This is a genomic window from Mycobacterium sp. GA-2829 (genome assembly GCF_001499965.1).
Lineage (GTDB): Bacteria > Actinomycetota > Actinomycetes > Mycobacteriales > Mycobacteriaceae > Mycobacterium.
The window spans coordinates 21,072-31,256 of sequence record NZ_LQIT01000053.1 but is presented as its reverse complement, the minus strand read 5'-3'; the positions used below and the strand labels follow the sequence as shown (position 1 = coordinate 31,256).

General features: G+C 69.3%; 13 protein-coding genes and 1 tRNA gene. 12 read left to right on the top strand and 2 right to left on the bottom strand.

What is annotated here, in order from left to right; genetic code table 11:
- Nucleotides 1-108: 108 nt before the first annotated feature.
- Complete coding sequence (locus AU194_RS25495; RefSeq protein WP_059092063.1) at nt 109-1,122, bottom strand: sigma-70 family RNA polymerase sigma factor; 1,014 nt, start codon at nt 1,120-1,122, stop codon at nt 109-111.
- A 35-nt stretch (nt 1,123-1,157) separates the two neighbouring features.
- Here AU194_RS25495 and AU194_RS25490 point away from each other — a divergent pair, with 35 nt between their 5' ends.
- The 10 genes from AU194_RS25490 to AU194_RS25450 all read left to right on the top strand — a co-directional run bounded on the left by AU194_RS25490 (nt 1,158) and on the right by AU194_RS25450 (nt 8,166).
- Nucleotides 1,158-1,997 carry an alpha/beta hydrolase gene (locus tag AU194_RS25490; protein ID WP_059092057.1) on the top strand — a complete coding sequence of 280 codons (840 nt, stop codon included), beginning with the start codon at nt 1,158-1,160 and terminating at the stop codon, nt 1,995-1,997.
- Nucleotides 1,994-2,983, top strand: coding sequence for an alpha/beta hydrolase (locus AU194_RS25485; RefSeq protein WP_059092056.1), 990 nt, complete (start codon nt 1,994-1,996; stop codon nt 2,981-2,983). Before AU194_RS25490 ends, AU194_RS25485 begins: the two co-directional genes overlap by 4 nt.
- 16 nt (nt 2,984-2,999) lie before the next feature.
- Nucleotides 3,000-3,749: a DUF2786 domain-containing protein gene (locus tag AU194_RS25480; protein ID WP_059092055.1), complete on the top strand. Its 750-nt coding sequence runs from the start codon at nt 3,000-3,002 to the stop codon at nt 3,747-3,749.
- Nucleotides 3,746-4,258, top strand: a complete 513-nt coding sequence (locus AU194_RS25475) for a TIGR04338 family metallohydrolase (protein ID WP_059092054.1) — start codon at nt 3,746-3,748, stop codon at nt 4,256-4,258. The genes AU194_RS25480 and AU194_RS25475 overlap by 4 nt, the downstream gene beginning before the upstream one ends.
- Nucleotides 4,259-4,261: 3 nt before the next feature.
- Nucleotides 4,262-4,927: an O-methyltransferase gene (locus tag AU194_RS25470; RefSeq protein WP_082698849.1), complete on the top strand. Its 666-nt coding sequence runs from the start codon at nt 4,262-4,264 to the stop codon at nt 4,925-4,927.
- A 26-nt stretch (nt 4,928-4,953) separates the two neighbouring features.
- Entirely contained in the window at nt 4,954-5,346 is a 393-nt protein-coding gene (locus AU194_RS25465) for an SRPBCC family protein (protein WP_059092052.1), read from the top strand.
- A 110-nt stretch (nt 5,347-5,456) separates the two neighbouring features.
- Nucleotides 5,457-5,555 (top strand) — tRNA-Thr (locus AU194_RS31995).
- 94 nt (nt 5,556-5,649) lie between these two features.
- On the top strand, nt 5,650-7,149 hold the full coding sequence (locus AU194_RS31990; protein ID WP_157576533.1) for a hypothetical protein: 1,500 nt from the start codon (nt 5,650-5,652) through the stop codon (nt 7,147-7,149).
- A gap of 88 nt (nt 7,150-7,237) precedes the next feature.
- Nucleotides 7,238-7,852, top strand: coding sequence for a DUF305 domain-containing protein (locus tag AU194_RS25455; RefSeq protein ID WP_059092050.1), 615 nt, complete (start codon nt 7,238-7,240; stop codon nt 7,850-7,852).
- Nucleotides 7,853-7,854: 2 nt separating this feature from the next.
- A complete protein-coding gene (locus AU194_RS25450) occupies nt 7,855-8,166 on the top strand; it encodes a metal-sensitive transcriptional regulator (RefSeq protein ID WP_059092049.1) in 312 nt (103 codons plus the stop codon).
- Here AU194_RS25450 and AU194_RS25445 read toward each other — a convergent pair.
- Nucleotides 8,163-8,459 carry a thiamine-binding protein gene (locus tag AU194_RS25445; protein WP_059092048.1) on the bottom strand — a complete coding sequence of 99 codons (297 nt, stop codon included), beginning with the start codon at nt 8,457-8,459 and terminating at the stop codon, nt 8,163-8,165. The genes AU194_RS25450 and AU194_RS25445 overlap by 4 nt on opposite strands.
- A 51-nt stretch (nt 8,460-8,510) precedes the next feature.
- Between AU194_RS25445 and AU194_RS25440 the strand changes: the two genes are divergently transcribed.
- Nucleotides 8,511-9,023 carry a GNAT family N-acetyltransferase gene (locus AU194_RS25440; RefSeq protein WP_231743577.1) on the top strand — a complete coding sequence of 171 codons (513 nt, stop codon included), beginning with the start codon at nt 8,511-8,513 and terminating at the stop codon, nt 9,021-9,023.
- A gap of 105 nt (nt 9,024-9,128) precedes the next feature.
- Entirely contained in the window at nt 9,129-10,118 is a 990-nt protein-coding gene (locus tag AU194_RS25435) for a L,D-transpeptidase family protein (RefSeq protein ID WP_059092047.1), read from the top strand.
- The last annotated feature ends 67 nt before the right edge of the window (nt 10,119-10,185 follow it).

Below are 10,185 nucleotides of genomic sequence, written 5' to 3'. Positions count from 1 at the left end.
CGACAACGGTGGACGTGGCATAGCAGCACTTCCCATCAGAATCAGCTGCTATTGCAACGACGCCTTGAAACCGCCGCGTCGGGCCGTGACACAACCTGACACTCGGCGCTAGAGGGAATCGGCCAACCCGAACGGCGCGAACGTCTCCGTATGGAACGCCACGACGTGCGAGATCCCGTCGGCCGTGACGTCGAGGACATGCAGCTGGAACGCCTCGTGGGCACCGGTCTCCCGGTTGAGCATGTACAGCGCCGCGGCGGGCTGTCCGTTGGCGGTGACCCGCGTGAACCGCATGTCGCCGGGCCCTTCGGCCGGGCAGTGCGTTTTCGACAGCAGCACGATGTCGCGCGGCCCCTGGTACCAACCGTCGAACGGCGGCATCTCCCACACCGCGTCGGCGGTGAACAGGTCCACCAGCTTGTCGATGTCGTAGCTCTCGAACGCCGCGATGTAGCGGGTCAACAATTCCTGCGCCTCGGGCGACTCGGGTGGCCGCAACTCGTCGTTCTCGGTCGGGCCGATGGCATCCAGCTGTGCCCGCGCGCGCTGGAGCAGGCTGTTCACCGCCGCGGTCGAGGTGCCGATGGCGTCGGCCACCTCGGCGGCCCTCCACTGCAGCACCTCGCGCAACACCAGCACCGCCCGCTGACGCGGGGACAGGTGCTGCAGCGCCGCGACGAACGCCAACCGCACCGATTCGCGCGACCCGACGATGCTCGACGGGTCGTCCGCGTCGTCGGGCAGCGGCTGCAACCAGGGCACCTCGGCGCGGGCGTGGATGTCGTCGACCGGGTCCGCGCTCGGCGCCCCCAGACCCGACGGCAGCGGCCGCCGAGCGCGCCCCTCGAGCGCGGTGAGCGACGTGTTCGTCGCGATCCGGTACAGCCAGGTGCGCACCGACGACTTACCCTCGAAACCCTTGTAGGACTTCCACGCTCGCAGGAAGGTCTCCTGCACGAGGTCTTCGGCGTCGTGCAGCGAACCGGTCATCCGGTAGCAGTGCGCGAGCAGTTCGCGCCGATACTGCTGGGCTTCGGCGAGAAAGGCGTCTTCGGGGCGGCTGTCGTCCACCGTGCGGGCGAGGACGGTCACGCTGGCGAGCTTACGCAGGATGACCGACAACCGGAACCGGAGCGCGACCGATAGTCTTTCCACCCATGGCCAGCACCCGCAGCGAGCGACATTTCGACGGCGTCGGCGGGGTACGGATCGTCTACGACACCTGGACCCCCGAGACCCCCGCCCGCGGGGTGATCGTGCTCGCCCACGGTTATGCCGAACATGCCCGCCGCTACGACCACGTCGCCCAGCGGTTCGGCGAGGCCGGCCTCATCGTCTACGCGCTCGATCACCGCGGCCACGGCCGCTCCGGCGGTAAGCGCGTCTACCTGCGCGACATCTCCGAATACACCGGCGACTTCCACAGCCTCGTCGGCATCGCCGCCCGCGAACACCCCGACCTGCCCCGCATCGTCCTCGGGCACAGCATGGGCGGCGGGATCGTGTTCGCCTACGGCGCCGAGCACCCCGGCGACTACGCCGCGATGGTGCTGTCCGGACCCGCCGTCGACGCACAGTCGACGGTGAAACCGTGGCTGGTGACCGTCGCGAAACTGCTGGGCAAGGTCGCCCCGGGCGTTCCGGTCGAACAGCTCGACGCCGACGCGGTGTCCCGCGACCCCGACGTGGTAGCCGCTTACAAGGCCGACCCGCTCGTCTACCACGGCAAGTTGCCCGCCGGGATCGCGCGCGGCCTGTTCACCGTCGGTGAGACGATGCCGCGCCGGGCCGCCGCGGTCACCGCACCGCTGCTGGTCGTGCACGGGGAGAAGGACCGCTTGATCCCGGTGGAGGGCAGCCACCGGCTGGTCGAATGCGTCGGCACCCGCGACGTGCACCTGAAGGTCTACCCCGAACTGTTCCACGAGGTGTTCAACGAGCCCGAACGCGCGCTGGTGCTCGACGACGTCACCTCGTGGATCGAGGTGCGCCTGTGAAAGCCGTTGTCCGCGCGCTATTTTCGTGTGCCACGACGGTGCTGCTGGTCGCCGGGTGCTCCTCGGGCGATGAACCCGTCGACACCGGTTGGGTCGACGACCAGGTGACGTTCACCGCCGACGGCCTGACCCTGTACGGCACCTACCGCCACCGCGACGAGCCCGGCCCCGCCGCCCTGCTCATCTCCGAGAGCGGTCAGACCGACCGCAACGGGGACAACAAGGTGGCGGGCCCCGTCGGCAACATGCGCCAGCTGGCCGAACTGCTCTCCGACCACGACGTCGCGAGCCTGCGCTACGACAAGGTCGGCACCGGCCGGACCGGCCTGGGGCCCTACGCCAACCGGCCCGCCGACGTCGGCACCGCGGTCTACACCACCGGAGCCGCCGCGGCGCTGCGTTTCCTCGCCGACCAACCGGCCACCGCCCGCGACCGGGTCTCGGTCTACGCGTTGGGGGAGGGCACCGTGCACGCGATGACGCTGGCCGCCGCGCCCGACCCGCCGGTGCACTCGCTGGCGCTGCTGCAACCGCTGGCCGGCCGGTATCTCGACATCATCACCGACCGTGTGCGCGCGGAGGCCGACCCGACGGTGCTGAACAACTGGCTTGCCGCGGTCGAGGAGATCCGCACCAAGGGCACCGTGCCCACGCAGCTGCCGGAGGGGCTCGGCGCCATCGTCAACCCCGGCAACATCAAGGCGGTCATCGAGGCCGACCGGGTCGATCCGCTGGCGCTGGCCGCCAAGGTGCCCGCGGACACCCCGGTGCTGCTGACGTGTTCGAACTCCGACGCCCAGGCGAAGTGCGAGGCGTTGCGGCCGTTGATCGAGGCGCTGCGCCACACGAAGCTGACCGTCGTCGAACTCGACGGGGTCAACCACGTGCTGCGCGACGATCCGACCGACAATGTGGCGAACTACGCTCAACAGGCGCCACTTTCTCCACAGGTCGTCGAGGCGCTCGACAAGTTTGTCAGCGAGTAGCAATAACGTTGCGGCCATGACAGACGACAAGATGCTGGCGCGTATCGCGGCCCTGCTGCGCCAGGCCGAGGGCACCGACAACGTGCACGAGGCCGAGGCGTTCATGGCCGCCGCGCAGCGCCTGGCCACCGCGACGTCGATCGATCTGGCCGTCGCCCGTTCGCATTCCGAACAACGCACCAAGGCCCAGACGCCGGTGCAGCGCACCATCACCATCGGCGAGGCCGGCACCCGCGGATTGCGCACCTACGTCCAGCTTTTCGTGCTCATCGCTGCCGCCAACGACGTGAAATGCGATGTGGCGTCGAATTCGACGTTCGTACACGCCTACGGGTTCGCCGAGGACATCGACGCCAGCCACGCGCTCTACGCCAGCCTGGTGATGCAGATGGTCAAGGCGTCGGAGGCCTACATCGCCTCGGGTGCCCACCGGCCCACACCGACGATCACGGCCCGGCTGAACTTCCAGCTCGCCTTCGGTGCGCGCATCGGGCAACGGCTCACCGAGGCGCGCGAGGAGGCGCTGGCGGAGGCGACGAAGCGGAGCGACACCTCACCGGGCACCGCGGTTGCGTTGCGCGACAAGGATCTCGAGCTCAAGGACTTCTACCGGCAGGCATCTCAGGCGCGCGGGACGTGGCGGGCGACCAGCGCGACGGCCGGCTACTCGTCGGCCGCGCGCCGGGCCGGGGACCGGGCGGGTCGACGGGCCCGGCTCGGTCCAGGTCCCGAACTCGCCGGTGCCCGCACGGCTTTGGAGAGATGAGCAGTCGAGACACTCAACGCGCGAAGGTCTACGCGGCCGAACAGTTCGTGCGCACGCTGTTCGACCGGGCGGCCGAGCGCGGTAACCGGATGGTCGAGTTCTTCGGCACCCAGCTGACGCTGCCGCCGGAGGGGCGGTTCGCGTCGGTGCCGTCGGTGCAGGCCTACGTCGACGGGGTGCTCGCGCATCCGGGCGTCGCGGCGCGCTGGCCGGGCACCGGACCGGTCGCGGTCCGCGCCCGCAAGGGGGTGACCGCCGCGCACTACGAATCCGGCGACCGGCCGGTCATCGCGGTGCCCGAACGGCACACGACCTGGGCGCTGCGTGAGCTCGTCGTGCTGCACGAGCTCGCCCACCACCTCAGCCACGCCGAACCCGCGCACGGCCCGGCGTTCGTGGCAGCGTTCTGCGAACTCGCCGAGGCCGTGATGGGTCCGGAGGTGGCACATGTGCTGCGGGTCGTCTACGCGAAAGAGGGGGTGCGGCTGGGCGGCGGTTGGACGGGTTAACGTGTGCGCGTGAGTGAGCCGAATCCACAACTGGTCGACCAACTCTTCAATCGTCTGCTGCACACCGAGGACGATGCGCTGGTCGCGGCGCGCGACTCGGCGACCGCCGCCGGGATGCCGCAGATCGAGGTGTCCGCGCAGCACGGCCGGTTGCTGCTGCTGCTGGCGACGATGGTCCACGCCCGCCGGGTGCTGGAGATCGGCACGCTCGCCGGCTACAGCACGATCAACCTCGCCCGCGGCGTCGGTGACGACGGGCACGTCGTCACGCTCGAATTCGAACCCCGGCACGCCGAGGTGGCGCGCGCGAACCTGGCGCGCGCCGGCGTCGCCGACCGTGTGGAGGTGTTGGTGGGCGCGGCGCTGGACACGCTGCCGACCCTGCAGCACGGCGAGCCGTTCGACCTGGTGTTCATCGACGCCGACAAGGAGAACAACGTCGCGTACGTCGAGTGGGCGATCAAGCTGGGCAGGCCCGGCACGGTGATCGTGGTGGACAACGTCACCCGGATGGGCCGTGTCTACGACCCCGCGCCCGACGACCTGCAGGCCACGGCGGTGCGGGAGATGCTCGAGATGATGGGCGGTCATCCGCGGCTGAGCGCCGCGGCGATCCAGACCGTCGGCACGAAGAACTGGGACGGATTCGCGGTCGCCGTCGTGACGTGAGCCCGAATTCGGGTATCAGAGGCGGCATGGGGATCTGCTACCGCAACGGCATGGTGACCGTCGACCGCGTGGTGCACGCGGCACCCGCGAAGGTGTGGTCGGTGTTGGTCGACCTCGACGCCTGGCCGAAGTGGGGGCCGACGGTGGCCGGGGCCGAACTGCTCGACGGCACCGAACTCGGGCTCGGCGAACGCGGCAAGGTGTACACCCCGGTCGGGGTGCCGCTGCCGTTCACGATCACCGAATTCGAACCGGGACGGCGCTGGGCGTGGCAGGTGGCCGGGGTGCCTGCGACCTCACACGGTGTCGAGCCGGTCGAGAACGGCACCCGGCTCAGCATGGCGGCGCCGGTGTGGGCGGCGGCCTACCTCCCGGTGCTGGTCGTCGCCCTGCAGCGGATCGACAAGATGACCAGCTGAAGCGCCGACAGTACGGTTGTTGACCCGCTTACGCGAGTAACCGCGTCAACAACCGTACCGTCGGCGCAACGACAACGACTACGTGCAGACCGCGCCGACCGCCGCCGAACCGACCAGCTTGGTGTACTTGGCGAGCACGCCGGTCGTGTACACCGGAGGCAGCGGCTCGAAACCGACCTTGCGCGCCTCGAATTCGTCCTTGTCGACCAGCAGATCCAGCGTGCCGTTGGCGACGTCGAGCCGGATCCGGTCCCCGTCGCGGACGAACGCGATCGGCCCGCCGTCGACCGCCTCGGGGGCGATGTGGCCGACGCACAGGCCCGTCGTCCCGCCGGAGAAGCGGCCGTCGGTCATCAGCAGCACGTCCTTGCCCAGGCCCGCACCCTTGATGGCGCCGGTGATCGCCAGCATCTCGCGCATCCCAGGCCCGCCCTTGGGGCCCTCGTAGCGGATGACGACGACGTCCCCGTGGGTGATGGTGCCGTCCTCGAGTGCGTCGAGTGCGGCCCGCTCCCGCTCGAAAACCCTTGCGGTGCCCTCGAACACGTCGGAGTCGAAGCCGGCGGACTTCACCACCGCACCCTCGGGAGCGAGCGAACCGTGCAGGATCGTGATGCCGCCGGTCGGGTGGATCGGGTTGTTCATCGCGCGCAGCACCTTGCCGTCGGGGTCCGGCGGCTCGATGTGGGCGAGGTTCTCGGCCATGGTCTTACCGGTCACGGTCAGGCAATCCCCGTGCAGCAGACCGGCATCCAGCAGCGCCTTCATCACGACGGGCACACCGCCGATCTCGTCGACGTGCTTCATCACGTGCCTGCCGAACGGTTTCACGTCCGCCAGGTGCGGCACCTTCTGCCCGACGCGGGTGAAGTCCTCGAGGGTCAGCTTCACCCCCGCCTCCCACGCGATCGCCAACAGGTGCAGCACCGCATTGGTCGACCCGCCGAACGCCATCACCACCGCGATGGCGTTCTCGAACGCCTCCTTGGTGAGGATGTCGCGCGCGGTCACGCCGCGGCGCAGCATCTCGACGACCGCCTCGCCGGAGCGGCGCGCGTAGTCCTCACGGCGGGTGTCGACCGCCAGCGGCGACGCACTGCCGGGCAGCGACATGCCGAGCGCCTCGGCCGCGGAGGCCATGGTGTTGGCGGTGTACATGCCGCCGCAGGCGCCTTCGCCGGGACAGATCGCGCGTTCGATGATGTCGACGTCCTCGCGGGACATCAGTCCGCGGGCACACGCGCCGACCGCCTCGAAGGCGTCGATGATCGTGACTTCCTTCTCCGAGCCGTCGGTGAGCTTGGCGACGCCGGGCATGATCGACCCGTTGTAGAGGAAGACCGACGCCAGGTTGAGCCGCGCGGAGGCCATGAGCATCCCGGGGATCGACTTGTCGCAGCCGGCGAGCAGCACCGTGCCGTCGAGCCGTTCGGCCTGCACGACGGTCTCGACGCTGTCGGCGATCACCTCGCGCGACACCAGCGAGAAGTGCATCCCCTCGTGACCCATCGAGATGCCGTCGGAGACGGAGATGGTGCCGAACTCCAGCGGGTAACCACCGGCGGCGTGCACGCCGCCCTTGACCGACTGGGCGAGCCGCTGCAGCGACATGTTGCACGGCGTGATCTCGTTCCACGACGACGCCACACCGATCTGCGGCTTCTCCCAGTCGTCGTCACCCATGCCTACCGCGCGCAGCATCCCGCGGGCAGCGGTCTTCTCCAGACCGTCGGTGACGTCGCGACTGCGGGGCTTGATGTCGGGCTCGGCCCGACGGGGGGCTTCGGCATCGGGTTTTGCTGAGGGCATCTATCGATTATGCCTCCGGCGTTTCGCCCGGCCAAAACGCATCATCTATACCCCCTCGGGGTATGCGGGTACGCTGGCCGGCATGACTTCACGTGCCCTCCGACCGCTCGCCCTGCTCGCTGCCGTCCTCACCGCGCTGTTCCTGTCATCGTGCACCAGCAGCGAACCCGAGGGCGACGGGCACACCGACCACACCCACTCCGAGACGGCCGAGAACGCCGAGGCCGGGCAGGCGCCGCACAACGCCGACGACGTCACCTTCGCACGCGACATGATGCCCCACCACGAGCAGGCGCTGCAGTTGGTCGACCTGGCGCGCGGCCGGTCCAACGATCCGGCGCTGCTCGAACTGGCGTCGGCGATCGCCGCGGCACAGGGCCCCGAGATGGACCGGATGGCGGACATGCTGCGCAGCTGGGGTGAGGACCCCGAGGCGGGGATGCACCACGGCGGTCACGGCATGGCGATGCCGGGCATGGTCGACGACGCCACCATGAAGCGCCTCGAGTCGCTGAGCGGCCGCGAGTTCGACACACTGTGGTTGGAGTCGATGATCAGCCACCACCAGGGCGCGGTCGAGATGGCCAAGGCCGAGATCGCCAACGGCGTGGATCCGCAGGCCAAGGAGCTCGCGGAGGCGATCATCAAGGCCCAGGAGGCGGAGATCGCCCAGATGAAGAAGATGCTGGAGGGGTGACGATGTCCACAGGTGCCTCCGAAGAGGTTGCGTTACACGGCTATTCGGCGCAGAAGGAGAACTACGCCAAACGGCTGCGCCGGATCGAGGGGCAGGTGCGCGGGATCGCGAAGATGATCGAGGACGACAAATACTGCATCGACGTCCTCACCCAGATCAGCGCCGTGCACAGCGCGCTGCAGTCGGTCGCGCTGGGACTGCTCGACGAACACCTCGGCCACTGCGTCAGCCAGGCCGTCGCCGAGGGCGGTGACCAGGCCGAAGCCAAACTCGCCGAGGCCAGCGCCGCGATCGCCCGGCTCGTCCGGTCCTAACCCAACTCCGATTCCAGGCGCTCCACCTTCGCGGTGAGCTGACCGGTGTACCCGGGCCGGATGTCGGCCTTGAGCACCAGGCTCACCCGGGGGGACGCCGCGGCGACCGCGTCGACGGCCTGTTTCACCACGGCCATCACCTCGTCCCACTCACCCTCGATGTTGGTGAACATCGCATTGGTCTCGTTCGGCAGACCGGACGCCCGCACCACGCGGACCGCCTCGGCCACCGCGGCACTCACACCGCCGGTCTCGTCGCCACCGGAAGGACTCACGCTGAACGCCACAAGCATCGGCCCAGAATGCCACGGCGCCAAGGGCGCGCGCCTGACACACTTCCCCTCGTGAGCGAAGTCGTCCTGCTGCCCGCGACCGTCGAACACCTCACCGCGTTGCGGGAGGACCGGACGGCGTTCGGTGAACTGCTCGGCGCCGAGGTCCCCGACGGCTGGCCCGAATTCCCCGAGGCGATCGACTTCACGCTCGAGAAGCTGACCGAACATCCGCATCAGGCCGACTGGTGGATGCACTTCTTCCTCGCCGACGGCGGAGCGCTGCTGGTCGGGTCGGGTGGCTTCGTCGGCCCGCCGAGCGGCGGGGTCGTCGAGCTGGGCTACGAAATCGCCCCGAAATTCCGCAACCAGGGGCTGGCGACGGCCGCGGCCAGGGCGATGGTCGAGAAGGCAGCCTCGGCCAGCAATGCCGTGCGGATGGTGATCGCGCACACCCTCGCGCATGAGAATCCGTCGACCGGCGTGCTGCGCCGGCTCGGATTCTCCCGGGTCGCGGAGCTCGACGATCCCGACGAGGGGCCGATCTGGCGGTGGGAGCTGCCGATGGCCGCGGCGGCGGAGTAACGCCGACGGCCCCACGGCGATGAAACAAGCAGGTCAACGCACGCCAGGGCGGCTGACCGACGCCTTGTGCGACACTGGACCTTGATCTGTGACTGGAGGTAACGCATGCCGCAGCGAACTGTGCGGAAGCTGACCACCGCGATCCTCGCGGCCGGACTCGTGACGGGCATGGTGGTAGGCGCACCGTCGGCGCTCGCCCAACCGGCGCCGCCCCCGGCCCCGCCGGTCGATCCGTTCGCACCGCCGCCACCCGCGGCCCCGGCGAACCCGTTCGCCGTACCGGCCGCCCCCGCAGCGGCGAACCCGTTCGCCCCGACCGCGCAACCGCTGCCCATCCCGGAAGGCACCCCGGCCGGGCAGAACCCGACCCCGTACGTCGGCCAGCCGGTGTTCTCGCCGCCGTCGTTCAACCCGGTCAACGGTTCGATCGCCGGCGCCGCCAAGCCGATCTACATCAACTTCCAGCGCCCGATCGCCAACCGCGCACTCGCCGAGCAGGCGATCCACATCTCGTCGAACCCGCCGGTGCCCGGCCGGTTCTACTGGACCAGCGACACCCAGGTGCGCTGGCGGCCGCAGGACTTCTGGCCGGCGGGCACCGTCGTGAACATCGACGCGTCGGGCACCAAGTCCAGCTTCAGCGTCCCCGAACAACTCGTCGCCACCATCGACAACAAGACCAAGCAGATGGAGGTCATGCGCGACGGCGAACTGGTCAAGACCTTCCCCGTCTCGCTGGGCAAGAAGGGCTACGAAACCAAGAACGGCACCTACTACGTGCTGGAGAAGTTCCCCGACATCGTCATGGACTCCTCCACCTACGGGGTGCCGGTCGACGACCCGTCCGGTGAGGGCTACAAGCTCAAGGTCCAGGACGCCGTCCGCATCGACAACAGCGGCGTGTTCGTGCACAGTGCCCCCTGGTCGGTCGGCGCGCAGGGCAACAGCAACGTCAGCCACGGCTGCATCAACCTCGCTCCCGAGGACGCGCAGTGGTTCTACGACAACTTCGGCAGCGGCGACGCCGTCGTGATCAAGAACTCCACCGGGATCTACGACCAGCCCGACGGTGCGTCGGACTGGCAGATGTTCTGACCTGACCTCCGTCCGGCGCTCCCCGTGTCACGATGAGGGCGGCCGGCCGTCGCCCCGGCGGCCGGTG

Excerpts from the sequence above, each read along its gene's own strand:
- AU194_RS25445 (WP_059092048.1), bottom strand. The coding sequence starts at position 8,459 with ATGCTTGTGGCGTTCAGCGTGAGTCCTTCCGGTGGCGACGAGACCGGC.
- AU194_RS25480 (WP_059092055.1), top strand. The coding sequence starts at position 3,000 with ATGACAGACGACAAGATGCTGGCGCGTATCGCGGCCCTGCTGCGCCAG.
- AU194_RS25475 (WP_059092054.1), top strand. The coding sequence starts at position 3,746 with ATGAGCAGTCGAGACACTCAACGCGCGAAGGTCTACGCGGCCGAACAG.
- AU194_RS25455 (WP_059092050.1), top strand. The coding sequence starts at position 7,238 with ATGACTTCACGTGCCCTCCGACCGCTCGCCCTGCTCGCTGCCGTCCTC.
- AU194_RS25490 (WP_059092057.1), top strand. The coding sequence starts at position 1,158 with ATGGCCAGCACCCGCAGCGAGCGACATTTCGACGGCGTCGGCGGGGTA.
- AU194_RS25450 (WP_059092049.1), top strand. The coding sequence starts at position 7,855 with ATGTCCACAGGTGCCTCCGAAGAGGTTGCGTTACACGGCTATTCGGCG.
- AU194_RS25435 (WP_059092047.1), top strand. The coding sequence starts at position 9,129 with ATGCCGCAGCGAACTGTGCGGAAGCTGACCACCGCGATCCTCGCGGCC.
- AU194_RS25465 (WP_059092052.1), top strand. The coding sequence starts at position 4,954 with ATGGGGATCTGCTACCGCAACGGCATGGTGACCGTCGACCGCGTGGTG.